Source organism: Paracoccus albus, from assembly GCF_027913035.1.
Taxonomy (GTDB): domain Bacteria; phylum Pseudomonadota; class Alphaproteobacteria; order Rhodobacterales; family Rhodobacteraceae; genus Paracoccus; species Paracoccus albus.
Window position 1 is genome coordinate 1037159 of the sequence record NZ_CP115775.1, and the last position, 25708, is coordinate 1062866.

At 60.2% G+C, this 25708-nt stretch carries 25 protein-coding genes; 8 read left to right on the forward strand and 17 right to left on the reverse strand.

All coding sequences use genetic code 11. From position 1 onward, the window contains the following. Positions 1 to 138: a hypothetical protein gene (locus PAF20_RS05130; protein WP_271072649.1), complete on the forward strand. Its 138-nt coding sequence runs from the start codon at positions 1 to 3 to the stop codon at positions 136 to 138. Between the two features lie 146 nt (positions 139 to 284). Then, positions 285 to 1355, forward strand: coding sequence for a patatin-like phospholipase family protein (locus PAF20_RS05135; protein WP_271072650.1), 1071 nt, complete (start codon positions 285 to 287; stop codon positions 1353 to 1355). Here PAF20_RS05135 and PAF20_RS05140 read toward each other — a convergent pair. From PAF20_RS05140 to PAF20_RS05155, 4 genes are all read right to left on the reverse strand, one after another. After that, positions 1298 to 2014, reverse strand: a complete 717-nt coding sequence (locus tag PAF20_RS05140) for a DUF502 domain-containing protein (protein WP_271072651.1) — start codon at positions 2012 to 2014, stop codon at positions 1298 to 1300. The genes PAF20_RS05135 and PAF20_RS05140 overlap by 58 nt on opposite strands. A 64-nt stretch (positions 2015 to 2078) precedes the next feature. After that, positions 2079 to 2999 carry a pseudouridine-5'-phosphate glycosidase gene (locus tag PAF20_RS05145; protein WP_271073259.1) on the reverse strand — a complete coding sequence of 307 codons (921 nt, stop codon included), beginning with the start codon at positions 2997 to 2999 and terminating at the stop codon, positions 2079 to 2081. After that, entirely contained in the window at positions 2999 to 3892 is an 894-nt protein-coding gene (locus PAF20_RS05150; RefSeq protein WP_271072652.1) for a PfkB family carbohydrate kinase, read from the reverse strand. Before PAF20_RS05150 ends, PAF20_RS05145 begins: the two co-directional genes overlap by 1 nt. 64 nt (positions 3893 to 3956) lie before the next feature. Then, complete coding sequence (locus PAF20_RS05155) at positions 3957 to 6443, reverse strand: penicillin acylase family protein (protein WP_271072653.1); 2487 nt, start codon at positions 6441 to 6443, stop codon at positions 3957 to 3959. Between the two features lie 135 nt (positions 6444 to 6578). Between PAF20_RS05155 and PAF20_RS05160 the strand changes: the two genes are divergently transcribed. Then, the gene (locus PAF20_RS05160; RefSeq protein ID WP_271072654.1) at positions 6579 to 7445 is read left to right on the forward strand and encodes an NAD(P)-dependent oxidoreductase; all 867 of its coding nucleotides are present in this window, start codon (positions 6579 to 6581) and stop codon (positions 7443 to 7445) included. 43 nt (positions 7446 to 7488) lie between these two features. Here the strand turns inward: PAF20_RS05160 and PAF20_RS05165 are convergent, their stop codons facing one another. The 7 genes from PAF20_RS05165 to cyoA all read right to left on the reverse strand — a co-directional run bounded on the left by PAF20_RS05165 (position 7489) and on the right by cyoA (position 14678). Further along, on the reverse strand, positions 7489 to 8382 hold the full coding sequence (locus PAF20_RS05165) for an aldo/keto reductase (RefSeq protein ID WP_271072655.1): 894 nt from the start codon (positions 8380 to 8382) through the stop codon (positions 7489 to 7491). Further along, on the reverse strand, positions 8382 to 9539 hold the full coding sequence (locus tag PAF20_RS05170; RefSeq protein ID WP_271072656.1) for an LLM class flavin-dependent oxidoreductase: 1158 nt from the start codon (positions 9537 to 9539) through the stop codon (positions 8382 to 8384). The genes PAF20_RS05165 and PAF20_RS05170 overlap by 1 nt, the downstream gene beginning before the upstream one ends. A gap of 170 nt (positions 9540 to 9709) precedes the next feature. Beyond that, on the reverse strand, positions 9710 to 10447 hold the full coding sequence (locus tag PAF20_RS05175; RefSeq protein WP_271072657.1) for an SURF1 family protein: 738 nt from the start codon (positions 10445 to 10447) through the stop codon (positions 9710 to 9712). After that, the gene (cyoD, locus tag PAF20_RS05180) at positions 10444 to 10824 is read right to left on the reverse strand and encodes a cytochrome o ubiquinol oxidase subunit IV (protein WP_271072658.1); all 381 of its coding nucleotides are present in this window, start codon (positions 10822 to 10824) and stop codon (positions 10444 to 10446) included. The genes PAF20_RS05175 and cyoD overlap by 4 nt, the downstream gene beginning before the upstream one ends. After that, on the reverse strand, positions 10824 to 11450 hold the full coding sequence (gene cyoC / locus PAF20_RS05185; RefSeq protein WP_271072659.1) for a cytochrome o ubiquinol oxidase subunit III: 627 nt from the start codon (positions 11448 to 11450) through the stop codon (positions 10824 to 10826). Before cyoC ends, cyoD begins: the two co-directional genes overlap by 1 nt. Positions 11451 to 11457: 7 nt before the next feature. After that, entirely contained in the window at positions 11458 to 13464 is a 2007-nt protein-coding gene (cyoB, locus tag PAF20_RS05190) for a cytochrome o ubiquinol oxidase subunit I (protein WP_271072660.1), read from the reverse strand. 11 nt (positions 13465 to 13475) lie between these two features. Beyond that, positions 13476 to 14678 (reverse strand): ubiquinol oxidase subunit II, encoded by a 1203-nt coding sequence (gene cyoA, locus PAF20_RS05195; RefSeq protein WP_434802941.1) that lies wholly within the window; start codon positions 14676 to 14678, stop codon positions 13476 to 13478. A 209-nt stretch (positions 14679 to 14887) separates the two neighbouring features. Between cyoA and PAF20_RS05200 the strand changes: the two genes are divergently transcribed. Further along, positions 14888 to 16207, forward strand: coding sequence for an MFS transporter (locus PAF20_RS05200; RefSeq protein WP_271072662.1), 1320 nt, complete (start codon positions 14888 to 14890; stop codon positions 16205 to 16207). 69 nt (positions 16208 to 16276) lie between these two features. Here the strand turns inward: PAF20_RS05200 and PAF20_RS05205 are convergent, their stop codons facing one another. Further along, on the reverse strand, positions 16277 to 17206 hold the full coding sequence (locus tag PAF20_RS05205) for an ABC transporter substrate-binding protein (RefSeq protein ID WP_271072663.1): 930 nt from the start codon (positions 17204 to 17206) through the stop codon (positions 16277 to 16279). A 109-nt stretch (positions 17207 to 17315) separates the two neighbouring features. Between PAF20_RS05205 and PAF20_RS05210 the strand changes: the two genes are divergently transcribed. The 3 genes from PAF20_RS05210 to PAF20_RS05220 are packed head-to-tail and all read left to right on the forward strand — an operon-like array spanning position 17316 to position 20165. Then, positions 17316 to 18314: a FecCD family ABC transporter permease gene (locus PAF20_RS05210; protein WP_271072664.1), complete on the forward strand. Its 999-nt coding sequence runs from the start codon at positions 17316 to 17318 to the stop codon at positions 18312 to 18314. Next, on the forward strand, positions 18311 to 19357 hold the full coding sequence (locus tag PAF20_RS05215) for a FecCD family ABC transporter permease (protein ID WP_271072665.1): 1047 nt from the start codon (positions 18311 to 18313) through the stop codon (positions 19355 to 19357). The genes PAF20_RS05210 and PAF20_RS05215 overlap by 4 nt, the downstream gene beginning before the upstream one ends. After that, positions 19350 to 20165: an ABC transporter ATP-binding protein gene (locus PAF20_RS05220; RefSeq protein ID WP_271072666.1), complete on the forward strand. Its 816-nt coding sequence runs from the start codon at positions 19350 to 19352 to the stop codon at positions 20163 to 20165. Before PAF20_RS05215 ends, PAF20_RS05220 begins: the two co-directional genes overlap by 8 nt. 18 nt (positions 20166 to 20183) lie before the next feature. Here PAF20_RS05220 and PAF20_RS05225 read toward each other — a convergent pair whose 3' ends face one another. The 5 genes from PAF20_RS05225 to PAF20_RS05245 are packed head-to-tail and all read right to left on the reverse strand — an operon-like array spanning position 20184 to position 24676. Further along, positions 20184 to 20885, reverse strand: a complete 702-nt coding sequence (locus PAF20_RS05225; protein ID WP_271072667.1) for an ABC transporter ATP-binding protein — start codon at positions 20883 to 20885, stop codon at positions 20184 to 20186. After that, on the reverse strand, positions 20878 to 21660 hold the full coding sequence (locus PAF20_RS05230) for an ABC transporter ATP-binding protein (RefSeq protein ID WP_271072668.1): 783 nt from the start codon (positions 21658 to 21660) through the stop codon (positions 20878 to 20880). The genes PAF20_RS05225 and PAF20_RS05230 overlap by 8 nt, the downstream gene beginning before the upstream one ends. Further along, positions 21657 to 22613, reverse strand: a complete 957-nt coding sequence (locus PAF20_RS05235; RefSeq protein ID WP_271072669.1) for a branched-chain amino acid ABC transporter permease — start codon at positions 22611 to 22613, stop codon at positions 21657 to 21659. The genes PAF20_RS05230 and PAF20_RS05235 overlap by 4 nt, the downstream gene beginning before the upstream one ends. Beyond that, complete coding sequence (locus tag PAF20_RS05240; RefSeq protein WP_271072670.1) at positions 22613 to 23485, reverse strand: branched-chain amino acid ABC transporter permease; 873 nt, start codon at positions 23483 to 23485, stop codon at positions 22613 to 22615. Before PAF20_RS05240 ends, PAF20_RS05235 begins: the two co-directional genes overlap by 1 nt. 54 nt (positions 23486 to 23539) lie before the next feature. Next, the gene (locus PAF20_RS05245; RefSeq protein ID WP_271072671.1) at positions 23540 to 24676 is read right to left on the reverse strand and encodes an ABC transporter substrate-binding protein; all 1137 of its coding nucleotides are present in this window, start codon (positions 24674 to 24676) and stop codon (positions 23540 to 23542) included. A 229-nt stretch (positions 24677 to 24905) separates the two neighbouring features. Between PAF20_RS05245 and paaG the strand changes: the two genes are divergently transcribed. After that, complete coding sequence (paaG, locus tag PAF20_RS05250) at positions 24906 to 25700, forward strand: 2-(1,2-epoxy-1,2-dihydrophenyl)acetyl-CoA isomerase PaaG (protein ID WP_271072672.1); 795 nt, start codon at positions 24906 to 24908, stop codon at positions 25698 to 25700. The last annotated feature ends 8 nt before the right edge of the window (positions 25701 to 25708 follow it).

The following is a 25708-nucleotide window of genomic DNA, read 5'->3' on the forward strand; positions in this document are numbered from 1 at the left end:
ATGACCGACGCCGTGAAATCCGTTCTGTCCGCCGAAAATGCATCCGTTCGCGATCTTGTCGCGGATGCGGTGGGGGTGGTTGCGATTTCTGTCGCGGCGATTGTCATGTTCTGGCTGCCTGCGATTTTGTCTGCCTGACCTGTTCCGTTTCGGTCTTCCCCGGCCTTCGGACCAGTCCTTGCGGGTGGTATGGCATTGCGCCTGCCACCCGTTTTTTTATGCGGCGTTGCAGCATCGCGCCCAAATGGATTAAAAATCCTGCGTAAGAACGAGCAGGATCGGGCATGGAACAGCGGAATATCAATCTGGCGCTGCAGGGCGGCGGGGCGCATGGCGCCTTCACCTGGGGCGTTCTGGACAGGCTCCTGGATGAGCATTGGCTGGATTTCGCAGCGATCAGCGGGACTTCTGCCGGTGCGCTGAACGGTGCGGCGATGCAGGCGGGGCTGGCAGCGGCGCCGGGGCGCAACGGTCGTCGTGCTGCGCGCGAAAACCTGAGCCATGTCTGGTCCGAAATCGGTGAGGTCAGCGATTCGCGCGTGGTCCGCTGGCTGCACTCTTTCTTTCCGGCGCCCCGCAGCATGGAACGGGTGACAGAGCTTTTCTCTCCCTTCGCGTGGTTCGAGAGCCTGACAAGGCTGTTCAGCCCCTACGATTACGGCCCGTTCTACTCTAACCCGCTGAGCACCATTCTGAAAACGCTGCCATATCCCGATCTGGGGGCAGAAGGCTCGACCTGCATCTTTGTGAACGCGACCAATGTGCGCACCGGCTTGCCGCGTGTCTTCAGCGGGTCAGAGGTTACGGTCGATGCGGTGCTGGCCTCTGCCTGTTTGCCGACGATTTACCGGGCGGTGGAAATCTTCGATCCGCGCAGCGGTCAGAATGAGGAATATTGGGACGGCGGTTATTCGGGTAACCCTTCGCTGTGGCCTTTGTACGGGCAGGACTTTCCCCGCGACATCGTGATCGTCAACATCAACCCCATGCGCCGCGAAGAGGTGCCGCATTCGCCGGCGGCAATCGCGGATCGGGTGAACGAGGTCAGCTTCAACGCCGCCTTGCTGTCGGAACTGCGCGCGATCAATTTCGTCAAGCGGCTGCACAACGAAGGTCGGTTGCATGGCGGGCGCGTGATGAAAAACGTGCTTGTTCACATGATCATGGACGACACGCTGATGAACGACCTGTCGGCCCGCAGCAAGATCATGCCTGATCCCGGAATGCTTGATCTGATGTTCTCGGCGGGACAGACGGCAGCGCATCAGTTCATCGAGAACCATGCCGATGATATCGGTCAGCGCGATTCCACCGATTTGTCATCAATATTCTTGCCGCCGGTCGACGTCGGATAAACCAGCCCGCCGGAGATCACGAGCTTCGCGGCCTCTTCCGGTGTCATGTCCAGAATGTGGACATCCTGTTCAGGCACGAAAAGCAGAAAGCCGGAGGTCGGGTTGGGGGTCGTCGGCAGGAACACGGCAAGGAACTTTCCTTGCCCACGGCTGGCGGCTTCTTTGGCGATTTCACCCTTGGCCGGACCGGCGATGAAGCCCAATCCCCAGACGCCACGGCGTGGATATTCGACAAGGCAGGCGCGGTCGAATTTGCCGTCGCCCTGGCTGAGGATGGTTTCGGCAATCTGCTTGATACCGCCGTAAACGGCGCCGATGATGGGCATTCGTGCGAAAAGTGCCTCACCGCCGCCGATCACCAGTTTTCCGAACCAGCCCCGTGCCATCCAGCCGATCAGAAGCGTGACGATCAGGAAGACCACGACGCCCAGTCCGCGCAGGTCGATGCCGATATAGTTTTCGGGCCGCCAACGCAAAGGGATCAGCGGCAGAACCCAGCTGTCCATCCAACCCGTCAGCGTCCAGATCAGCCAGACGGTAATGCCAATGGGTGCGATGACGATCAGCCCGGTCAGAAACGACGCCCGCAATGCCGCTAGCGGCCCGGTACGGCGAATGATGCGGCGTTTGCGCCGGAGCGGGGGCAGGTCTTCGGTCATCGGTGGATTCCTTCGCAGCGATGCTCGTTCCCGCGCCCCGATCCGTCAAGTCCCGACTGCGATTCTAGTCGGTTATCGCGGAAAGTTCAGCGGCGATTTTTGCCCCGAGACGTGCATTGTTCAGCACCAGTTCGATATTGGCTTCCAGCGAGCGCCCCTCAGTCAGCTCAAAGATCCGTTGCAACAGATAGGGCGTGACGGCCTTTGCCGCGATCCGGTGACGCGCGGCATCTGCCAAAGCCTGATCGACGATCGGTGCTATCGTTGCGCGAGGGATCTCTGCCTGCACAGGTATGGGGTTGGTGACAAGCTGTCCGCCCGGAATACCAAGGGTTTTGCGCATCGCGGCCGCACGCGCGATCTCGGCGGCGCTGTCCATACGAAGCGGTGCCTTCAAGCCGGATTCGCGCGACCAGAATGCGGGAAGCTGGTCCTGACCATAGGCGATGACCGGAACCCCCAGGGTTTCCAGCACTTCCAGCGTTTTGGACAGGTCGAGAATGGCTTTCGCGCCCGCGCAGATAACGGTCACCGGGGTCTGGGCAAGCTCCTGCAGGTCGGCAGAGATATCAAAGCTGTTTTCTGCGCCGCGATGGACACCGCCAATGCCGCCCGTCGCAAAGACCTCGATCCCGGCAAGTTTTGCGCAGATCATCGTTGCGGCAACTGTCGTCGCGCCGGTTCGTCCGGTCGCAACGCAGACCGCCAGATCAGCGCGCGACAACTTCATAACCTGAGACTGTGGCGTTTTCGCCAGTGCCTGCATCGCCTCATCGTCAAGGCCCACGCGAATACGACCATCGATCACCGCTATGGTCGCGGGCGCTGCGCCGCCATCGCGGATTTCAGCCTCGACATTGCGGGCCATCTCTAGGTTTTGCGGGAATGGCATACCGTGGGTGATGATCGTCGATTCCAACGCGACGACCGGTGCGCCGTTATCCAGAGCGCGGGCGACTTCTGGGCTCAGTTCAATGGCGTTCATCATGGCATATCCTTTCCGGAAACATGGGCAGCGGCGGCCTGCGTGGCGCGGTGCAGCGATTCTTGACGGTCGGCACCGGCGCGTTCTGCAGCAATATGCGCCGCAAGGAAACTGTCGCCTGCACCTGTCACCCGGGCAATCGTCACCTTGGGCGGACGGGCGGCAATGACGCCATGTCCGGCAAGACCATCGGCCACGGTTTCGCCGCCATCTGTGACGATGACGCGATGCATCCCGCGATCCAGCATCGCCTGAGCCGCCGTCGGCCCGTCTGGCAGAGCATGGCCGCACAATACCTCTGCCTCAAAGCGGTTGAGGTAGAAGCAGCCATGCGCTGCACCTATCAGCGGCGCAAGACGCTCTGCCTTGCCGGGACTGGCCGGAACGATGCGCAGATCGGCCTGCGCCAGGCCCGGCTCTGCGGCAATGCGTGAAAGCTGATCCGTCGTCAGATTGCCGTCGATCACGGCCACGCCCTGCCAGGGATTCTCAGGCGATGACAGGCGTCCATCGCGAATGGGTTCAAGGATCATATCGCCTGCCTCTTCCAGCGAATGAGCATCGGCAATGGCTGCGATCAGCCCGTTCACATCTTCAATCGCCATATAGACATCGGTCGGCCCGCCGTCGCGGCACAGATAATCCGTCAACACACCGCATTTTTCGACGGCAGAAATCAGCGCCTCGCCCTCAGCATCTGGCCCTACCGCGGAAAGTATGGCCGGTGACATGCCCCAACGCGCAACGGCGAGTGCGACATTCAGCGCCACTCCGCCGGGCAGATGCGCGATGCGGCCGGGCTGATCGGCACCCGCCGCCATCTTGCGCGGGCTGCGCCCGATCACATCCCAAAGCATCGCACCGATGCATAGAAGATCTGGTGTCCTGTTCATTTGCCCGTCCCTGATCAGCGGATTGTCATATCAGCATCCGGCCAATGCAAGACCCAGCGGCGCATCAGTCTGCCGGGGGATCACTGTGATTTTCCGCAGGGGTTGAAGCATTGGGATACAGGTGCGTGGTGCCGACGCCAGCGGCCCGCGCAAGCTCCGGATCAAGGGACATGGTGATATATTCGCCACGGCGCCAGCGTACCGCGAGATCGTCATAGTGGCGGGAGAACGGATGTCCTGACTGGCCTGATGCGATGATAAAGACAGAGTTGTCGGGATCGGCAAGATCATAGACGCCACGATATGCCGATGCGCTTGCCGGTTGATAGGGCCTGTCGGGCGATGCAAGCTGCGGCGCCCGCGCCAAAGTCGTGTCACCGCCCGAAAGCGATTGGCGCAGATTGGCAATCCAGCCGAGTCTCGGGATCGGACCAAGGGCGGGGTGAATCTGCACCGCCTCATGCGCGTCGCCCCACCGCCAGCTTGTGACATCCGGCCCATAGCGCTCTGTCAGATCGTAAATCGCCTGATCGAGCGCCTGACGCGCCAGCGTAGGACAGGTCTCCACCGCTGCAGACTGGCGGATATCGCACCACGCCGCAGACCCGTTTCGGTTGCGATAGACGCGTTCGATGAAGCCGGGGCGCAATGCCCGGAAGCGATCGGCCAGCGGGCCAAGATCGTCGCGCACAAGTCGTTCCTGCAATGCGGCCAGCCATGCGGCATAGATCAGCGGTTCGGGCAGGTGCTCGCTCATCGCGCCGTCCCATTCCGCCAGCAGGCGAAGCGCATCCTGTCTTTGCCGTTCGGGTGTGCCGGGTGCTGCGGGTTCGCCGGTGAACCAAAGATCGGCACCGATCAGCGGCAACAGCGTGCGGGCGGCAGGGCTGACCACATCCAGCTGCATATCGATGAAGCTGTCGCGGCTGTGGACTTCACGGCCTTCCAGCAGGCGGCCAAGACGACCCTCCCTCAGCGCCGTGTCGCCATCGAAGCCAAGCGGCAGGTCGCCTTGCAGAGGCGGGAGCACGGCTGCACTCCGTGCGAGGCCGTTTGCCGTCGCGTCCTGCGTCTCTGCCTGTGCGAGCCCTTGCCAGCGGTTCGTCGCGATCCAACCGGGTGTCGGCATCCTTCCCAGGGTTGCGTGCTCGGCCAGACGCTGCGGCAGCAGGCCGACCAGATTCTGCGAAATGCCTCGTCTGTCCGCCAGCGTCAGCCGCATCGCGGGCGCACCCCAGATTGCACCTGCCTGCAGGGCACTGTCACGATCCTGCGCGGACATGATGCCGATCAATGCGCTCATCGTGCGGTCATTGGCAGACAGACCGGTCCAGGACAGCGAAGCCGCATGGCCTGACGGTATCACCGACAGCAGATCATAGCTTGCGCCAGACAGCAGCGGCCCGTTTTCCGTCGCCCGCAAGGTGATGGAACGGTCGGGCGCGTCGCGCACGCGAATGATCTCTCGGCGCGTGACAAGGTCCTGCCAGCCGCTGAGGCCGCGGTAGCGATTTGAATCGCCCGGCTGGATCTCCTCGATATGTATATCCGCGTCGTCGACCTGCGCGGGCACGACACCCCATGCCAGCTGTGCCGAGCGCCCGGACAATATGGCGGGTACGCCTGGAATGGTTGCCCCAATGACATCAGCCGAAGGCATCCGCAGCCGGGCAAGATACCAAAGCGACGGCATGGTCAGCGCGGCCTCTGCATCATTGGCAAGCAGGGCTTGTCCGGCGGTGGTTCGCTGCGCCTCTGCGGCAAAGCCACTGGCCGACATGCCGCTGAACGGCGTCAGGTAACCGGCAAGGTCAAGGGGCCATTCGTTGGCTCCGCCGGACTGCTGGCTGCCAACGCGCACGTTCGGGAACAGGGTCGAATAGACCGGAAGCGCAGGCTCCCCCAGACTGGCGACGATATCCTGACCACGCTCTGGCGCGGCAATAGACAACTGGGCTCGCAGAACCTCGGCCGGGATCTGACGGCTTGTGGCGGCAGCATACAGCTTCAGGATCGCCAGTGAATCGGATGGCTCCCAATAAGATATATCGTCGGGCAGCAAGAAGAATTCGGGCGCACCACGACCAAGCGCCTGCTCATTGACAATGCCGATCCATTGATTGACCCCGTCAGCATAGGCGCGCAGTGCGTCCTTCGTCTGTTCGTCCTGGACCGCATAGGATTCGCGCGCGACGCGCCCAAGTCCCAGCCTTCGGGCAAGATCGTCAAAGGCAACAGCACGCTCGCCATAGATTTCGGCCAGCCGTCCTTTCGCCGCGCGGCGCAATGTCGTCATCTGAAACAGACGATCCTGCGCGTGTGCCAGCCCAAGCGCGAAGAAGGCATCATGATCGCTTTCGGCGAATATATGCGGCACATTGTCGGTAGAGCGGACGATCTCTACCTCTGCCCCGATCCCTCCGACGCGATAGCTGGCGTTGTAGTCCGGCAAAGAGCGCATGGCGAAATACCAGACCAGCACCGCTGCAAGAACCAGCACGATGATCAGACCGATGGTCAGCCGAAGTGTCCAGCGGAACAGGGTCAGCATCTTCGGGAAGGTTCCTTACGAAAGCGGTGCTTGCTTGACCGCGGGCCTTGGTGGTGTTGTCCTGCGCGCTGTGTAGGCCATGCGTAAATGGCTTTCAACGCGGATAAATTAACGACGCAAGGGAAGGGGAAAATCATGGCGAAGCTGGCATTTCTTGGACTTGGGGTAATGGGTTATCCCATGGCCGGGCATCTGGCAAAGGCCGGGCATCAGGTGACGGTCTATAACCGCACCGGGGAAAAGGCCGCCAAATGGGTCAAGGAACATGGCGGCGCGTCGGCAGAAACACCGCGAGAGGCCGCAGTCGGGGCAGAGTTTGTCATGGCCTGCGTCGGCAATGATGACGATCTGCGCAGTGTATGTCTTGGTGATGACGGCGCATTCGCCGGGATGGAAAAGGGCGCGGTCTTTACCGATCATACGACCGTGTCCGCCCGCGTGACCCGTGAATTGGCGGACGCGGCGGCAGAAATCGGCGCGGCCTATGTCGATGCGCCGGTCTCAGGCGGGCAGGCCGGGGCAGAAAACGGCCAGCTTTCCATCATGTGCGGCGGAGAGCAGAAGGATTTCGACCGCGCGCAGCCGATCATGGACAGCTATGCGAAGATATGCCGCCTGATGGGGCCGGTCGGTGCCGGTCAGACCACAAAGATGTGCAATCAGATTGCCATTGCCGGACTGGTGCAGGGCCTGTCCGAATCTCTGCGCTTTGCCGAGGCATCGGGCCTGGACATCGAGAATGTGGTCGAGGTGATCAGCCAGGGCGCCGCCGGAAGCTGGCAGATGGTCAATCGCCACAAGACGATGGCAGCGGGTGAGTTCGAACACGGCTTTGCCGTCGACTGGATGCGCAAGGATCTTGGCATCTGCCTGTCGACCGCGGATGATCTGGAGGTCAGCCTTCCCGTCACAGCCCTTGTCGATCAGTTCTACAAGGATGTGCAGATGATGGGTGGCGGGCGGTGGGATACCTCGTCCCTGATTGCAAGACTACGCAAGTGATCGCTAAACGGGGCGGCCATCGCGACTGCCCCGCAGCGTTTTCTCACGGCACCTCGACGCCATTGCCGAGCTCGTAAAGCTCAAACCATGTCTCACGATCCAGCGTGACCTTTGTCGCGTCTGAAATCCGGCTGATGCGTTCCAGGTTGTTGGTGCCAAGCACGGGGATAATTTTCGCCGGATGATGAAGCAGCCACCCTATCGCGACCGCCGTAACATCCACGCCCTGTTCAGCGCCGATTTCCTTCAACCTGTTCAGGATCGGCTGTTGCGATTGGTCGAACAGCGCACCACCAGCCAGGGGCGACCACGCCATCGGTGAAATGTCGCGTTCCTGCAGGAACGCCACATCGCCGTTTCGGAACGGCTCGCTGTTCATCAGGCTCAGCTCGATCTGGTTGGTCACAAGCGGCGTGCGCATGGCCGATTGCAGCAAGGTCCAGTCGAACAGTCGAAAGTTCGACACGCCAACGGCGCGGACCTTGCCGGTTGTTACCAGCTCATCCAGCACAGCGCCCGTTTCGCGGTGATCCATCAGCGGATCAGGCCGGTGGATCAACAGCAGGTCCAGATAGTCCAGACCCATTTCCGCCAGCGAGGCATCGACCGAGGCCATGATATGCGCGCGGCCCGTATCGTAATGCTTGGTCCGCCGATCCGGAAATTTGTCAGAGATCAGCGCAATGTCCGCCTTGGACACGATTTCGATCCTGTCGCGCAGCTCTGGCGCGGCTTTCAGGGCCTGACCCAGAACACGCTGGCTTTCATAGTCGCCGTAAATATCGGCCTGATCGAAACTGGTGATACCCTGTTCCAAACAGGCTTCGATCTTGGCGCGGACGTTCGCTTCGCTGCGGTCGTTATCATCGGCAAGTCGCCACATGCCGTAAACGATCCGGCTGAGTTCCAGATCACCATTCAGGGCAATACGTTCCATCAGCGGCGTTCCCCGGCGGAAAGTGGGGTGGCGGGTGCTGCGTCCGGGACACGGCCATATTCATGCGGAAGCGAACAGGTTTTCAGATGCGGCATGACGAGGCGACCGAAATACTCGCATTCATCGATATGCGGATAGCCCGAAAAGATGAACGCGCGGATGCCCATCTTCTGATACGCCTCTATCTCGGACAGGATCTGATCGGCGGAACCGACAAGCGCCGCGCCGCAGCCTGAGCGCGCACGTCCGACGCCGGTCCAAAGATGCGGCTCTATAAAGCCATCCATATCCGCCAGTTCCCGGTTTTTCGCCTGATGCGAAACGCCAAGTGATCCGGAATCCAAAGCACGTTCGCGAATGGCGCGGCCCTGTTCGTCATCAAGCTTTGACACCAGTTCACGCGCATATTCACGTGCCTCCGCCTCTGTGTCGCGAACAATCATGTGAACACGCAGCCCGTAATCCAGCGTGCGGCCATAGCGTTCGGCGACGGCATTCACCGCCTTCATGCGACCGGCGAGTTCGTCCTTCGTTTCAGGCCACATCAGATAGGTGTCGCAATGCTGCCCACATAATTCCAATGCGTCAGGGCTGTATCCGCCGAAGTAAAGCAGCGGGCCGCCATTTTGCTGGTAAGGCTTCGCCGGATCGGTGGGGACGCCGTGGAACTGATAGACCTCGCCGTCGTGGTTGATTTCATCCCGTGACCACGCCTGTTTGAGGATCTCGACCACCTCGCGGGAACGTTGATAGCGGAATTTGCTGTCGGCCTTCTCACCCGGAAAATCGCTGCTGATGATATTGATCGTCAATCGACCCTTCAGCATGTGGTCCAGCGTCGCGATTGTGCGGGCCAGCATGATCGGCTGCATCTCACCGCAGCGGACGGCGGCAAGCATATTGATTTTGTCTGTGATGGGCGCACAGCCAGCAACGAAGCTGAGCGTATCTTGTCCCACCTGATAGGAGGATGGGCAAAGAATATTGCGAAAACCCTGCGCCTCTGCCGTCCTGACAATGTCCGAACAATGTTCCCAGCTGGAGCGCAATGCGCCATCGGGTACGCCAAGATAGCGATAATCGTCAGAGCACAGCGCCGAAAACCACGAAACTTCAGCCGCCTGCAGGTCGGGCGAGGTGATCGGAACGATGGTCATGCATTACCTCCTCGCTGAACTTAATTCCTGCTTAGCAGCGTTTATGCGGTGGATCAATGCTGTATCAATTTAAGGATTTTATATACAGTTGTAGGGGGGGCTTACCGGGCCCAAAAGCTGCCAAAGAAACTGCGGCATTTTACGGGTGGGACAAAGCGTTGATGCAAAGCCTATCGCCTGCGTGCAGAGATTTCATGACGGATCAGCAGCACGATTCCGACGGCCACCATCAGCGCAAGGGCGAACCAAGTCAGCGCATATGACAGATGCGTGTTGCGGAAATTGATGACCGTCAATCCGCCGACCGGATAGCCGCCGGGGTTCGGTGTGGCATCGGCGTCGATAAAGAAATCCGCTGGCTGGTCCAGTTGGCGGGCGTTGGCGATTGCGTCGATATCACGGGAATACCAGCGATCCTCTGATGGGTTATTGCTGCGCAGGAATGCACCGCCAGGCTCTGACAGACGTGCGAGGCCAACTATGGTCTGCGGACCGGAAATCTGCCCCTCGGCCCGTTCAGCAGCATTGCGCTTCTCTGGCGGCACGAAGCCACGGTTGACCAGAACGGTCTTGCCAGAGCCTGTCAGCATTGGGGTAAGCACCCAGAAACCCCCGCCAAGTTCTGTCACTGCCTGAACCAGCGTTTCCTTGTCATGATCGAAAATGCCGGTCACTTGCACCCGGCGGTATTCCTGCTGTGCCGGGGGTTGCGTGGTCAATTCTGCCCAGTCGATGGGTGCGGCATGAACCCTTTCATCGACATTGGCGATCAACTGACGTTTCCAGGCCAGCCGATCAACCTGCCAAAAGCCAAGCCACAGGAAGCCAGCCAGCATCAAAAGGCCAAGCGTCAGGACGGTTGCCATCTGCCACAGGGGGCGGATGGAATCTTCGGTGTCGCGACTCAAGGCGTGATCTGCGAGGTACCCGATGTTGGTGCCATGCCGGGCATCATATTCGCGTCCATGTGATACATCACCCACATTGTGCCGACGACGGCGATCATCAGCAGGATAATCGTGAACACAAGCGAGATCAGGGTCCAGCCACCCTCTTGCCGCGGGGTCATGTGCAGGAAATAAATCATATGAACGACCATCTGGGCCACCGCGCAGGCAAGCACCAGAAAGCCGGTCATACGGGCAGAGCCTATACCGCCTGACATGACCACGGCGAAGGGAATGACCGTCAGGATAACCGCTAGCACGAACCCGGTCAGGTAGTCGCGTTTCGTGCCATGCGGAAACTGCGAGGTCTGTTCGTCGTGATGGTCATGCGTGCTCATCAGATCATCCCCATCAGGTAAACGAAGGTAAAGACACCGATCCAGATCACGTCGAGGAAGTGCCAGAACAGCGACAGGCAGTTCAGGCGCCGTTGATTGGCCAGTGTTAGACCGTGCTTGCGGACCTGAACCACCGAAACGGCCAGCCAGATCAGGCCGAAGGTCACATGCAGTCCATGCGTGCCGACAAGCGTAAAGAATGCCGACAGGAACGCCGAACGGCCGGGCCCTGCGCCCTCATGGATCAGATGGCTGAACTCGTACAATTCGATGCAGAGGAAGGCGAGGCCAAAGCCTGCGGTGATACCCAGCCATTTCAGCACGCCCTTCTGATTACCTTCATGCATCGCCAGCATGGCAAAGCCGAAGGTGATAGACGAGATCAGCAGCATCGCCGTGTTCAGCGCGATCAACGGCAGGTCAAACAGATCTTTCGGGCCGGGACCACCGGCAACGCGGTCGCCTAGCACCGCAAAGGTCGCAAACAGGATCGCAAAGATGAGGCAGTCGCTCATCAGATAGATCCAGAAGCCAAGCGGCGTTGAATGGCCTTCGGGGTGATGCGGTTCCTCGGCGGGGTGGTAGACGCGCTCGTCGCCGGGATCTGTCAGGATTTCAGAACTCATTGCTTCGTCACACCGCGTTGCTGAGCGCCCGGGTCCGGGCTTCTTCGGTTTCGGTCACACTCGCCTCGGGGATGTAGAAATCCCGGTTGTAGTCGAAGCTGTGCCAGATCGCTGCTGCGATCAGCGCCACGAAGGACAGGATTGCCAGCCACCAGATATGCCAGACAAGCGCAAAGCCAAGCACCACGCTGATGGCCGCGATGATAACGCCGCTGCCTGTGTTCTTGGGCATATGGATGGGTCTGAAACCCGAAAGCGGGCGTTTGTATCCGTGCTCTTTCATGTCCTGCCAGGCGTCGACGTCATAGACCACCGGGGTGAAGGCGAAGTTATAGGCGGGCGGGGGCGAGGAGGTCGCCCATTCAAGTGTGCGCCCATCCCACGGGTCGCCGGTGACATCGCGCAGTTTTTCGCGGTCACGGATCGACATGGCAATTTGCATGACAAGCGCGAAGATACCGAAGGCAATGACCGCCGCGCCAAGGGCCGCAATCGCGAACCAGATTTGCAGAGACGGATCGTCGAATACGCGCAAGCGGCGCGTGACACCCATCAGGCCCATCACATAAAGCGGCGTGAAAGCCAGCCAGAATCCGACGACCCAGCACCAGAAGCTGACATGTCCCCAGAACTGGTTCATCCTGTAACCGAAAGCCTTCGGCCACCAGAAGTTGATCCCCGCGAAGATGCCATAGACCACGCCGCCGATGATGACGTTGTGGAAATGCGCCACGAGGAAAAGCGAGTTGTGAACGATGAAATCCGCCGGTGGCACAGCCAGCATGACGCCAGTCATCCCGCCAATCACGAAGGTCAGCATGAAGGCAACCGACCACATCATCGGCAACTCATAACGGATCTTGCCCTTATACATGGTGAACAGCCAGTTGAAGATCTTCGCCCCCGTCGGGATCGAGATAATCATCGTGGCAATCCCGAAGAAAGAGTTCACCGAAGCGCCCGAGCCCATCGTGAAGAAATGGTGCAACCAGACGAGGTAGCTGAGGATGGTGATGCACACCGTCGCATAGACCATCGAGTTATAGCCGAACAGCCGCTTGCCGCAGAAGGTCGAGACAACTTCGGAAAAGATGCCGAAGGCGGGCAGGATCAGAATATAGACCTCCGGATGGCCCCAGATCCATATCAGGTTGATATAGAGCATCGGGTTGCCGCCAAGGTCATTGGTGAAGAAGTTCATCCCCAGATAGCGATCGAGGGACAGCAGAACCAGCGTCGCCGTCAGCACCGGGAATGTCGCCACGATCAGGATGTTCGCGCAAAGTGACGTCCATGTGAACACCGGCATCCGCATCAGGGTCATGCCCGGACAACGCATCTTCAGGATCGTCACGATAAGGTTGATCCCCGATAGCGTCGTCCCGACGCCGGCGATCTGCAGACCCCAGATATAGTAGTCGACGCCCTCCCTCGGACTGGCGACGACCCCGGATAATGGCGGGAAAGCCAGCCAGCCGGTCTGCGCGAACTCACCGATGAACAGCGAAACCATCGTCAGAACAGCGCCGCCGACCGTCATCCAGAAGCTGAAATTGTTCAGGAAAGGGAAGGCAACGTCACGCGCGCCGATCTGCAGCGGGACCACGAAATTCATCAGCCCGGTGACGAAGGGCATGGCTACGAAGAAGATCATAATCGTGCCGTGGGCAGTAAAAATCTGATCGTAATGGTGGGCGTTCAGGTATCCCTCGGACCCGTTGAAGGCGATAGCCTGCTGAAGGCGCATCATCACCGCATCGGCAAATCCGCGAAGGAACATGACGAGCCCCAACACCATATACATGACGCCAATTTTCTTATGGTCCACACTGGTGAACCATTCCTTCCAAAGATAGCCCCAGAGCCGGTAATAGGTCACCGCAGCCACAAGCGCCACGCCGAGGACCACGACCACGATGAAGGTGCCGACGACGATTGGGTCAGTGGGCAGTTTGTCCCAGGCGAGACGCCCGAAAAGGAAGGTGGAGTCGGTTACGTTCTGTTCGATAGCCATCTTCTCACCTGTCAATTCGTGGTCGCAGGGGCTTGTTCGGCGGGCGCGTGGTGCGTGCCATCGTGCTGATTGCCGCTATTGTCGGCGGCTTCAGGTGGTTGTTGAAACGCGCCGCCTTCGCCCCAATGCAAGGTCGCGGGGGTATCTGACACGGTTTCATCAGCGGGGGCCGTGCCTTGTTGTGTGGGAGCCTCCACGGGCTGTTCGGGCGCCTGGTGATCCATTCCGCCATGCTCGCCGTGGCCGGTCGCCTCGTGCTCACCCGCCTGATGCCCACCCGCTTCTGAGGCATTGGCTGCACCATGACCGCCTTCGCTGCCGTGATTGCTGGCCATCATCTCATCCATGCAGGTCTGACCCGGCTCTACACAGCGGTTAAGGATGTCGTGATAAAGCGTCTCATCGCCAAGCGCGTAAAAGGCCGCAGGCACATTTTCGCTTGGTTCAAGAAGTTCGCGATATGCGTCGCGGTCCAGCACTTCGCCGGAATTCCGTGCCTTCTCGACCCATGCGGCGAAATCCTCTTCCTCAAGCCCGTGGAAGGGGAAGTTCATGCCTGAAAATCCGGCGCCGCTGTAGTGAGAGGACATGCCCTTATACTCGCCCGCCTCGTTGATGACGGCGTGAAGCTGGGTCTGCATCCCCGGCATGGTATAGATCATTCCGGCCAGAGTGGGGACATAGAAGGCGTTCATCACCTCGGTCGAGGTCAGTTCGAACCGGATTGGGCGGTCCAGCGGCGCGGCGAGGTCGTTGACCGTGGCAATGCCGTATTCGGGATAGAAAAACAGCCATTTCCAGTCCATCGACACGACCTGCACCACCAACGGTTCCGCATCGTCGGCCACACCATGCGTTTCACTGTCCAGCGGACGATACGGGTCCAGCTTATGCGTGCTGACCCATGTCAGCGCCCCAAGCCAGATGATGATGACCAGCGGTGCGGCCCAGATCAGAAGTTCAAGCTGAACGGAATGGTGGAAGCCGGGATCGTATTGTTCGTCGGCATCTTCGCTGCTGCTGCGATAGCGGATAGCGAACCAGACAATGGCAACCAGAACCGGCAAAACGATCACAAGGATCAGCGCCGTGGTGATACCCAGAACATCGCGCGTCTTGGCCGCGACATCGCCATTCGGGGAAAGTACTTCTGATCCGCAGCCAGACAGAAACAGGATCAGACCAATTGAAAGGGAACGAAGCAAATTTCGCATTCTAAAATCCCAAACTCCTGCTGTCGCATTCTGGCGGAATCAAAATTCTATCCCGCCCGATGGTTAGGTGGATTAACCGAGTCTTAAGTATAGGAAATCAAAGCGAGAAGCATTTGTCCATGCATCATCTGACTTGACATGCTACGGCTGCGGCTGCTCCCTAGGGGGAACGCCCGCCCAAAAAATGTAAGGCCAGAAAGGTTTCAGCCATGAATGCCGCCACAGATTCGGTCCCGGCTAGGCAGTCTCATCCGGTCAATCTGACCGATCTTGCCATTGGTGTGATAATTGGTCGCACCTCTGAATTCTTTGATTTCTTCGTCTTCGCGATTGCCGCAGTTCTGGTCTTTCCGCAGTTCATTTTCAGTTTTGCTTCGCCTGCCGACGGGGTGCTGTATGCGTTTCTTGTCCTTGCACTCGGCTTCGTCGCGCGTCCTGTCGGCACCTTCGTCTTTACCGAGATTGACCGGCGTTGGGGCAGGGGAACCAAGCTGACGACGGCACTGTTCCTGCTGGGGCTGTCGACCGTCGCGATTTCCTTCCTGCCCAGCTTTGAGCAAGAAGGCTGGCTGACAGTCGCCAGCCTGTGCTTGTTCCGTATGGGGCAGGGTGCCGCCCTTGGCGGTGCGTGGGACGGCATGTCTTCGCTGTTGGCGATGTATGCGCCTGCGGACCGGAAAGGTCGCTTTGCGACGCTGCCGCAGATCGGTGCGCCGCTGGGACTGATCCTTGCCTGCGGGCTGTTCATCTTCCTGCGCACCTCGCTGTCGGAAGAGGAGTTTCTGGCCTTCGGCTGGCGCTATCCGTTCTTTGTCGCCTTCGCGATCAACGTTGTGGCGCTGTTCGCACGCCTTCGCCTCGCCGTCAGCGAGGAATTCGAGTCGCTGTATGACGAGGCAGCACTGCGCCCGCGCATCAACCCGCGCCTGCTGCGTGAAGAAAGCATGAACATCATCGCCGGAACATTCGTTCCACTGGCCACGCTGGCCCTGTTCCATATGGTCACGGTTTTCCCGCTGGCATGGATTTATCTGAACGCGCCGGAGAACATCACCGGCTTCCTGCTGATCGAAATCGTCGGTGCTCTGATCGGATTGGGCAGCATCATCGCATCCGGCTTCATCGCGGATCGCATTGGCAGGCGGTCGCTGCTGCGCAACTGCGCAATCGCAATTGCCGTCTATGCCGTGATTTCGCCCCTGCTGCTGAGCCTCGGTTTCAGCGGAGAGGCGCTTTATGTCTTTATCGGCTTCGGGTTGCTGGGCCTGTCCTTCGGGCAATCCTCTGGCGCGGTTGCTTCAGGCTTTGCCAAGAAGAACCGCTATACGGCATCCAACCTGACCGCCGATCTGTCATGGATGTTCGGCGCGGGCTTTGCGCCCTTCGTTGCGCTTTATCTGACAGAGACATTCGGTCTTTGGTCAGCAGGGGCCTATCTGCTGTCGGGTGCGCTGTGTACGCTGGCGGCGCTGACGCTGTTCAAGCGAACGATGGATGCGCGCCGGAAAGAGGATAATTCCTGGCGCTGAGCCTCTGCATGACGCGCAAAAAGAAACAGCCGCCCGAACGGGCGGCTGTTCGCATTCATGCCGCGGGGATCATTCGACCTCGTAGATCCTGGCAATGTCATCCAGCATCAGGTTTGCCGAAATGACGCCGCCCGACGTGTTCCAGATTGCATCATCAACCTTGTGGACCCGGCCTTCCTTAACGGCAGACAATGACTGCCACAGCGGATCGGCCAATGCCTCTTCCTCGGCCGCGTTGCCTTCTCCATTGCCGGTGTCATAGGTGAAATAGAATATCCGGTCTCCGTCCATATCAGGGATGCTTTCCTTGCCGGTACGGATCGCGAATTCCTCGACATTCTGGTTCGGCGGGCGCTTAAAACCGATATCCTTCAGGATAACGCCGCTGAAGGTATCAAGCTGATAAATGCGGATCTGCGCGGCAAGGAAACGGATCATAGAGATCTCTTCATCGGTCTTGTCGCCCAGCTTTTCAGCCAGTTCATCGACATGGGCGTCATAGGCGTCAAACACCTCTTGCGCCTTATCTTCCATGCCAAGCGCTTCGGCATAGAGGCGCATATTCACTTTCCAGTCACCGCGCAGGCGCTCTGTCATGACGGTGGGTGCAATGGCGGAAAGCTGGGGATAGATTTCCTCTTGCCGCATCTTGTTGCCAAGGATCAGGTCGGGCTCGAGCGCGGCGATCATTTCAAGGTTCACGGCGGATTCACCACCCAGCGGTTCGACACCCTCCATCTGATCGGCAATGTGATCAAACCACGGGTCGCCATTGGCAGAGTTCACGGCACCAATCGGTTTGACGCCCATCGACAGCAACGCCTCGGTCCCTTCATTCGTCAGGATAACCACCCGCTCGGGCACGTCGGGAACTTCGGTCGTGCCCATCGCATGCGTGACTTCGCGCGCGAAAGATGCGTTGGGCGCGACGACGGCGAAAGCCGCCGCTATGGCGACGCCCAACATCGCGGCGCGGCGCGAGATTATTTTTTTCAACATGAATTCCGTCCTTTTCGAGTCTCGGTCTACCGACTGACCCGGTCGCGTATTGCCGTTTCCGGGTGCTTTAGGTAAATCTGACAGAATTCATAGGTTAACCGGGCCCGGTGTGTCTACCAGATTAAACATCCTGCTTCTGCTGAGCGTGCTGGTCGTGATGGCGATGATCGCGAGCCTGCATCTGGGCATGCGTTTTTACCCGCCGAACGTTGTCTGGGGCGCGTTGAGCGGACGCGAGACCGGTACTGACGCGCTGATCATCGCGACTTTGCGTGTGCCCCGGACCCTGATCGCCGCGTGCTGCGGCGCTGCACTTGGGTTGTCGGGCTTGCTGATGCAGGCTGCGTCGCGCAATCCGCTGGCAGAACCCGGTCTGCTGGGGGTGAATGCAGGCGCAGCACTTTGTGTGGTACTCTCGCTGACGATGTTCGGCCTTGGCAGCATGACCGGCCTTGCCGTCGCGGCCGGCGCGGGGGCTTTGTTTGCGATCACGCTTGTTCTCGTCCTGACCGCATTAGGGGAGGTCAGGGCCGATCCGACCTCGATTCTGCTGGTCGGGGTCACTTCGGCGGCGCTTTTCGGGGCGATCACTCAGGTGATCCTTCTCAGCAATGAGGCCGCATTGGAAACGTTGCTGTTCTGGCTGGCGGGTAGCTTTGCCGATCGTGACACAGCTCTGTTGTGGATCGGCGTCCCGGTCTTGTTGGCGGGGCTTGCAGCGACCTTATGGCTCGGCCCCGCTCTGGACCTGATGCAGACCGATGACGACAGTGCAGCTGCACTTGGCGTGCCGGTACAGCGCATGCGTTATCTGGCCTTCATGGCGGCAGCATTGCTGGCGGGCGGTACGGTCGCGATGGCGGGGCCCGTGGTGTTCCTTGGATTGGTCACACCGCATGTCGCGCGCCGCCTTTGTCCGGGTGCAGGGCATATCTGGCTGGCTTTCGCCTGCGTCCTGACCGGTGCGCTGATTGCGCTGCTGGCCGATATCCTTGCCCGTATCATCGTCGCCCCGGCAGAGGCCCCCATCGGCACAGTGCTGGCACTTGTCGGCGTGCCGGTGCTGATCCTTCAGCTTCGCCGAGGCGATGGCAGGCGGATGGCATGACGGTTGTGGAATTCAATGAGCGCATTCAGACACGTTCTGTCATCCCGGCGGGGCTGCTGGCAGCGATCCTGCTGCTTCTGGCGCTGATCGTGCTGGGGGCCGGGATCGGCTCTAGCTTCATGTCGCCACAACGCGTCATTGCCGCTTTGCTTGGGCAGGGCAGCCGCCCGGACGAGCTGATCTTGTGGAAGATGCGCCTGCCGAGGGTGTTTCTGGCCGCGACGGGCGGCGCGGCACTGGCGCTTGCCGGGGCGATCCTGCAGCGGGTTGCAAGAAACCCACTGGCAACCCCATCTATCCTTGGGATCACCGATGGTGCGGCCGTGGGGGTTGTCGGTTTCCTTTGGCTCTATTCGAACGAATCGAATGCGCTGATCGTCTCTATCCACTGGCTGCCTTTGGCTGCAGTCGCGGGGGCGGCGGCTTTCACGCTTGTCACCGGCTCTCTGACTTTGGCGGACCGGCGTCGGGGGCCGTTGGGTCTGATCCTGTATGGTATTGCCATTGCAGCACTGGCGAAGGCGCTTGTGACCCTGCTGATGATTATGGGGCCGGTCTATCTTGCCGGGCAGGCGATGACGTGGCTGGCCGGATCGGTCGGGGCGGCGCATTGGTCCGATGTCGCCATACTCAGCGCGATACTGGTCCTGAGCGTTCCGCTGATTGCGCTTGCGGCACGGGTGCTTGCGCAGTTGCGGCTGGACCCTGACAGCGCAAGGTCAACCGGGCTTTCACTTGGGCCTGCTCAAATTGCGATGGTCGGGCTGGCAGTGCTGCTGACGGCATCCGCCGTAGCCTTCGTCGGTGCCATCGGTTTCGTCGGCCTGATCGCCCCGCATGCCGCGCGGCGTCTGGTGGGCGAGGGCGGGGCGGCATGGCTTCCCGTCTCGGCATTGATTGGATCGTCGCTTGTCTTGGCGGCGGATATCTTCGCCCGGATCATAGCCCCGCCGATCGAGGTTCCGGCTGGGGCTGTGACCGCCGTATTGGGCGCACCGCTTTTCATTCTGTTGCTGATCCGGGGAAGGACCGTGCGTGGATAAGCCGCTGTTCCAGTTGAAGAAGACAAGCATTGGCTATGGCCGCGCCGCGGTGATTGACGGCATGGACCTCGACCTGCCCGCCGGAAAGGTGATTGCGCTGTGCGGTCCGAATGGAAGCGGTAAGTCGACTGTCTTGCGGGCGCTGCGCAGGCTGCTGGCGCTTCGCGGGGGGGAGATTGCACTGAACGGGCGCGCGTTGAAGGAATGGCCGGAAAAGGAACTGGCGCGAAGCCTGGCCATGCTGGCGCAATCACCCGATGCGCCGGATGAAATGACCGTTGCCGAGCTGGCCATGCTCGGCCGCTATGCCCATCGCAAGGCGCTCGCCGGGCCTTCCATGGCAGATCGCAGGGCCTGTGGCGATGCATTGGCAGCGACCGGGCTGAAGGATCATGCCAACACGCCGCTGGGGTCGCTGTCGGGCGGGCAGCGCCAGCGGGCATGGATCGCTATGGTCCTGGCGCAGGCATCCGGAACCATCCTGCTGGACGAACCGACCAACCATCTTGATGTGTCTCATGCGATGGAGGTGCTGGAGCTGGTCCGCCGTCTGAACCGTACGGCCGGGCGCAGCATCGTCGTGGTGCTGCACGACCTGAACCTCGCTGCCCGTTATGCCGATCATGTGGTGCTGTTCGACAAGGGGCAGGTGATTGCGCAAGGCGATGTTGGCGAGGTGCTGACAGAGGCTCTGCTGTCGCAGGTCTATGGCATAGACGTGCGCATCATGCGCCCCGAAGATCTGGGCTATCCGGTTATCGTTCCGCTGAAAGTGCGAGAGGCTGTGTCAGGGCAGGTCAGCGACTGAGTGCTGCGCTGAAAGCCCTCAAATCCCCAGATAAGCCTCACGGATACGAGGGTCTGCGATCAGTTCGTCAGCGGCGCCGTGCATCGAAATCCGTCCGGTTTCCATGACATAGCCGCGATCCGCGATCTTCAGTGCACCGAATGCGTTCTGTTCAACCAGCAGAACCGTCACATTCAGCGCCTTCAGCCCAGACACAACGTCGAAAATCTGCTGCACCAGGATCGGGGCCAAGCCCATTGAGGGTTCGTCAAGCAACAGGCAGCTTGGCCGTCCCATCAGGGCCCGCGCAATCGCCAGCATCTGCTGCTGCCCGCCGGACAGACCACCTGCCGAGAGATTGCGCTTTTCGCGCAGGATCGGGAACATGGTGAAAGCGTCTTCCATATCCTTTTCGACCCGATCATCCGAGAAGCGGAACGCGCCAAGACGCAGGTTTTCCTCAACCGTCAGATTGGTGAAGATCTGGCGGCCTTCGGGTGATTGGGTGATGCCGCGCGCGATCCTCTTGAAGGCTGGAATCGCTGTGATCGCCTCGCCCCGGAACTGAATGTCACCGCCAGATACAGGTTGAGTGCCCGATATGCAGCGCAGCAGGGTTGTCTTGCCCGCACCATTCGCGCCGACAACCGTGACGATTTCGCCTGATTGGACGTTCAGGTCGATGCCGTGCAGCACCTCTATCCGCCCGTAGCGAGAGCGCAGATCGCGTATCTCAAGCATCGGCATCCTCCGTGGCGTCAGTGCCCAGATAGGCCGCGATCACGGCGGGGTTCCGACTGACCGTGGCGGGGTCGCCCTCGGCAATTTTCTCGCCGTGATCCAGCACCACGATATGGTTCGAAATCCGCATCACCATCTTCATGTCATGTTCCACCAGCAGAATGGCGACACCGGATTTCGCGACCTCGGCGATCATCTGGTCGATCTCTTCGGTCTCGACCGCGTTGCAGCCTGCTGCCGGTTCATCCAGCAAGAGCACCTTCGGGCTCAGCGCCAACGCACGCGCGATTTCCAGACGTTTCAGCCGGCCATAGGACAGGTTGGCGGCTTCCGCTTCTGCCGCCCGTTCAAGGCCCACGCGTTCCAGCAGTTTCATCGCGCCCCTCCGCGCCGCCGCCGCCCGAGAGCGAGAGCCCGGCAGCCGCAGAAGATCTGCCAGAAGGCTGCCGGATTCCGTCAGGTGATAACCGGCAATCGCGTTTTCCAGCACGGTCATGTTCTGAAAAATCTGAAGGTTCTGGAATGTCCGCGACATGCCGCGCCGCGCCAGCAGATCCGGGCGCATCCCGGTGACGTCCTGACCTTCCAGCATGACCTTGCCGGCATCGGGCTGATAGACGCCGGAAATCATGTTGAACAGCGTTGTCTTGCCAGCACCGTTCGGCCCGATCACCGACAGGATTTCGCCCGGCTTGACACTGAAACTGACCTCATTGACGGCGCGCAGTCCACCGAAAGAAATGCCGAGGTTTTCGACTGACAGAAGCGCGCTCATTCGTCTTTCCCCCGGATGCGTTTCATGATCGAGGGCAACAAGCCGTCACGCATGAAGATCATCACCAGCATCATGATTAGGCCCAGCAGAAGCTGTTCATATTCGGCAAACGCGGTCAGCACCTGCGGCAGCGTGGTCAGGATCACCGCGCCGAATATTGCCCCAAGGACCGATCCCGCACCGCCCAGCACGGTCATCGTTACCCATTCGATGGAATGCATGTATCCCGCCACATCAGGCGTGACGAATTCATTTTGCAGCGCCACCATCGACCCTGCGGCAGAGGCATAGACGGCGGAGATCACGAAGGCCTGCAGCTTGTATTTCGCGACATCCACGCCAACGGTGCGCGCGGCGACCTCTGAGCCGTGCACGGCGCGCAGGGCGCGACCTGTCGGGCTGTCTTGCAGGTTCAGTGCCAGCCAGACGCCGACGACCAGAACGATGGCACAAAGCCAGTACCAGAATTGAGAGTTCTTCAGGTCGATCCCCACCGATTCAGCCAGATCGCGCAGGCCGGAATCGGTGACGGTCATGCCGTCGGGACCGCCGGTCAGCCATGTCTCATTGGTCAGGACCATATAGACGAGGATGCCGAAACCCAGTGTCGCCACAGCAAGGTAATAGCCCTTGAGCCGCAGGATCGGACGCCCGACCAGCCATGCCAGCACGGCAGAGATCGCTGCCCCAAGCACCGCCGCCAGGACTGGCGGGATCCCCCAATGCACCGGCATCAATGCGCAGGAATACGCGCCGATCCCCGCGAAACCGGCATGGCCAAGGCTGATCTGTCCGGCATAGCCGATCAGGATCACCATGCCTGTGACGGCAAGCCCGTTGATGAAGATCAGAGAGCCGACGCGGTAATAAAAGCTGGACGGAAAGAAGATCGGCGCCAATACGATCAGCGGTATCAGAACCAGCAAGGTTGCGGATTTATGGGACAGCCGCATCACACACGCTCCGTCTGTTTGGCGCCGAACAGACCTTGCGGCATGACGAACAGAACCAGCAGGATGATGACGAAGGCGGCTGCATCCTTGTATTGCGACGAAAGGTAGCCCGCGGTCATCGCCTCGATGATCCCCAGCAATATGCCGCCGACCAGGGCACCTTTCGGGTTGCCCATGCCGCCCAGCATCGCAGCAGCAAAGCCCTTCAGCGCCAGTGCGATGCCGACATCATAGGATGTGTTGGTGATGGGTGTGATGAGCACACCGGCAAGCGCGCCGATCCCCGCCGACAGCGCGAAGGACAGTGTCATTACCCAGTTGGTGTTGATCCCCACCAGTTGCGCCGCCAGCCGGTTGTTCGAGGTCGCCAGCACCGCCTTGCCGGTCAGTGTTCTGGTGAAGAAAAGGTAGAGGGCGAAGAAGACCGCAATTCCGCCCGCGATCACCCAGAGCGACTGAGGCAGGATCGTCGCCCCGCCGATGCGGAAGGGCGCGTCGCCCGAGAAGGACGGGAATCGGTGGATCTGCTTGCCGAAAAGAACCTGCGCCACACCACGCAGGAAAATGGATGCGCCGATGGTGATGATGATCAGCGACACGACCGGCGCACCGCGGGCAGGCTCAATCGCCAGCTTGTTCAGCGCCACACCGATTGCAGCTGTCGCGACAATCGCGACAAGCGCCGCAAGGGGCAGGGGAAGGCCCGCCGCATAGGTGAAGACGGTGATCATACCGCCCAGCATGACGAATTCGCCCTGCGCGAAGTTCACCACATCCGATGCGTTATAGATGATGGTAAAGCCAAGCGCGACGAGCGCATAGACAGCACCGACCGTCAGCCCCGAGAACAGGAATTGCAGCAGTTCCGACATGGTCCCCTCGCATAGGAAAGGGCGCGGGGTTCAACCCGCGCCCGTGTCAGTCGATTATTCGACGATCGTCCACTCGCCGCCCTTGATCTCTAGCATCTCGAAGGCATCGAGTGTCAGGCCAAGGTGATCTTCGGCGCTGTAATTGACCTCTCCGGCGGTGCCGACGAAGCCTGCCGTCTGCTCGATGGCGTCGCGGATGGCTGCGGGCTCGGTGCTGCCAGCCGTTTCGATTGCGGCCTTCAGAATATACAGCGCGTCAAAGGCATGTCCCCCGAAGGTCGAGACATCCTCTCCGGTTTCCTCTTCATAGGCATCGCGGTAGCCCTGAACGACGGGCTTCTGCGGGTTGTCGTCGCCAAGCTGATCGGCAACCAGCAGGGCGGCTGCTGGCAAGCGGACGCCTTCGGCGGCTTCGGTCCCGGCCAGTTCTATGAACTGCTTCGAAGCCACGCCGTGCGACTGATACAGCGGCGCTTCGATGGCAAGCTGGGTGTGGTTGCGTGTCACGACTGCCGGACCCTGACCCATGCCGGAATTCAGGATCGCTTCCGCGCCCGAACCCTTGATGTTGGTCAGTTGCGGCGTCATGTCGGCATCCTGCGGGCCGTAGACCTCATCTGCCACGATTTCCACGCCAGAGGATTCGGCCACGCCCTTACATTGCGCCTGCATCGACTTGCCGAACCCGTCAGAGCCGGAGATCATGCCGATCTTGGAAAAGCCCTGCGCCTTCATGTCTTCAAAGATTTTCTCGCAGGCCATGCGGTCCGTATGCGGTGTCTTGAACACCCATTCATTCACCGGCTCGATGATTTCGACCGCACCGGCAAGGCTGATGAAGGGCACTTCTGCATCTTCGTAAACCGGAACCATCGCCATTGTCGTGCCGGTTGTCGTGCCGCCGATGACGGCTACGACCTCATCATCCTCGACAAGGCGGGTGGCGAAGGTGCGTGCCTTGTTCGCATCGCCGCCGTCATCATACATGATCAGATTGATCTGTTCGCCATTGATCCCGCCTTCGGCGTTGATCTTTTCGACCTCCATCCGCAGGGTTTTTGCTTCGGGGTCGCCAAGGAACGCGGCTGGACCGGTTTCCGAGATCGAAGCACCGATATTGATGTCGGCCAATGCCGGCATGGCGGCCATTGAACAGGTGGCTGCGGTCATCATCAGGTTGCGAAGAGTCATCCAGCTTTCCTCCCAGTTGCTGAATACGCGGCGCAGGGCGCGGCGTTTTTTGTATTTGCGATTCGGCAAAAGGCGGTCAAACTAGACATGACCTGCCAACCGCCTGCGATGATGCAGATTCGGCTGGTGCCTCCTCCCTTCCTCTCAAATATAATTGACTGACCGGTCGGTTTATGCAACATCTTTTTTCTAGGCCCGCATGGAGGGATAGCGGGCAGGAGGAAACGGCATGAGCGACGAATCGACCGTCCTGGAGGCGCTTGAGCAGGGTGTTCTGCGCCTGACGCTGAACCGGCCCGACAAACTGAACAGTTTTACGCCGGAGATGCATCTGGCGCTGCGCGCCGGGCTGGAACGGGCCGAGAGCGATCCGGACATCCGTGCCGTCCTTCTGACCGGATCGGGACGCGGCTTCTGTGCCGGACAGGATCTGGGCGACCGTGACCCGCGCAAAGGCGGGCCCGCGCCGGATCTTGGTTCAACGCTGGATCAATATTACAATCCGCTGGTGCGGATGATCCGCGGGCTGGACAAGCCGGTCGTCTGCGCGGTGAACGGTGTTGCCGCAGGGGCAGGGGCCAATGTGGCACTTGCGTGCGATATCGTGCTGGCCGCGCGTTCGGCGCGTTTCATTCAGGCATTCTCGAAGATCGGACTGATCCCTGACGCTGGCGGTTCATGGTCGCTTGCACGGATATTGGGGGAGCCAAGGGCCAAGGCGTTGACGCTGTTGGCAGAGCCTGTTGGTGCCGAACAGGCAGAGGCTTGGGGCATGATCTGGAAGGTCGTCGATGACGACGCTTTGCAGGAAGAGGCCATGACGATCGCGCGGAAGCTGGCGGCAGGACCGACCGTGGGGTTGGCGCTGACGAAAAAGCTGATCCAGCAGGCGGCCGATCACGATTTGCCTGCGCATCTTGATGCAGAGCGTGATGCGCAACGCCAAGCGGGACGGACCACAGATTATACTGAAGGCGTGACAGCATTTCTGGAAAAACGCGCGGCGGAGTTCAAAGGCAAATGAGGCGCGCT

Coding starts and splice junctions, on each gene's coding strand:
- PAF20_RS05130 (WP_271072649.1), top strand. CDS start 1: ATGACCGACGCCGTGAAATCCGTTCTGTCCGCCGAAAATGCATCCGTT.
- PAF20_RS05135 (WP_271072650.1), top strand. CDS start 285: ATGGAACAGCGGAATATCAATCTGGCGCTGCAGGGCGGCGGGGCGCAT.
- PAF20_RS05140 (WP_271072651.1), bottom strand. CDS start 2,014: ATGACCGAAGACCTGCCCCCGCTCCGGCGCAAACGCCGCATCATTCGC.
- PAF20_RS05145 (WP_271073259.1), bottom strand. CDS start 2,999: ATGAACGCCATTGAACTGAGCCCAGAAGTCGCCCGCGCTCTGGATAAC.
- PAF20_RS05150 (WP_271072652.1), bottom strand. CDS start 3,892: ATGAACAGGACACCAGATCTTCTATGCATCGGTGCGATGCTTTGGGAT.
- PAF20_RS05155 (WP_271072653.1), bottom strand. CDS start 6,443: ATGCTGACCCTGTTCCGCTGGACACTTCGGCTGACCATCGGTCTGATC.
- PAF20_RS05160 (WP_271072654.1), top strand. CDS start 6,579: ATGGCGAAGCTGGCATTTCTTGGACTTGGGGTAATGGGTTATCCCATG.
- PAF20_RS05165 (WP_271072655.1), bottom strand. CDS start 8,382: ATGGAACGTATTGCCCTGAATGGTGATCTGGAACTCAGCCGGATCGTT.
- PAF20_RS05170 (WP_271072656.1), bottom strand. CDS start 9,539: ATGACCATCGTTCCGATCACCTCGCCCGACCTGCAGGCGGCTGAAGTT.
- cyoD (WP_271072658.1), bottom strand. CDS start 10,824: ATGAGCACGCATGACCATCACGACGAACAGACCTCGCAGTTTCCGCAT.
- cyoC (WP_271072659.1), bottom strand. CDS start 11,450: ATGAGTTCTGAAATCCTGACAGATCCCGGCGACGAGCGCGTCTACCAC.
- cyoB (WP_271072660.1), bottom strand. CDS start 13,464: ATGGCTATCGAACAGAACGTAACCGACTCCACCTTCCTTTTCGGGCGT.
- cyoA (WP_434802941.1), bottom strand. CDS start 14,678: ATGCGAAATTTGCTTCGTTCCCTTTCAATTGGTCTGATCCTGTTTCTG.
- PAF20_RS05200 (WP_271072662.1), top strand. CDS start 14,888: ATGAATGCCGCCACAGATTCGGTCCCGGCTAGGCAGTCTCATCCGGTC.
- PAF20_RS05205 (WP_271072663.1), bottom strand. CDS start 17,206: ATGTTGAAAAAAATAATCTCGCGCCGCGCCGCGATGTTGGGCGTCGCC.
- PAF20_RS05215 (WP_271072665.1), top strand. CDS start 18,311: ATGACGGTTGTGGAATTCAATGAGCGCATTCAGACACGTTCTGTCATC.
- PAF20_RS05225 (WP_271072667.1), bottom strand. CDS start 20,885: ATGCTTGAGATACGCGATCTGCGCTCTCGCTACGGGCGGATAGAGGTG.
- PAF20_RS05230 (WP_271072668.1), bottom strand. CDS start 21,660: ATGAGCGCGCTTCTGTCAGTCGAAAACCTCGGCATTTCTTTCGGTGGA.
- PAF20_RS05235 (WP_271072669.1), bottom strand. CDS start 22,613: ATGCGGCTGTCCCATAAATCCGCAACCTTGCTGGTTCTGATACCGCTG.
- PAF20_RS05240 (WP_271072670.1), bottom strand. CDS start 23,485: ATGTCGGAACTGCTGCAATTCCTGTTCTCGGGGCTGACGGTCGGTGCT.
- PAF20_RS05245 (WP_271072671.1), bottom strand. CDS start 24,676: ATGACTCTTCGCAACCTGATGATGACCGCAGCCACCTGTTCAATGGCC.
- paaG (WP_271072672.1), top strand. CDS start 24,906: ATGAGCGACGAATCGACCGTCCTGGAGGCGCTTGAGCAGGGTGTTCTG.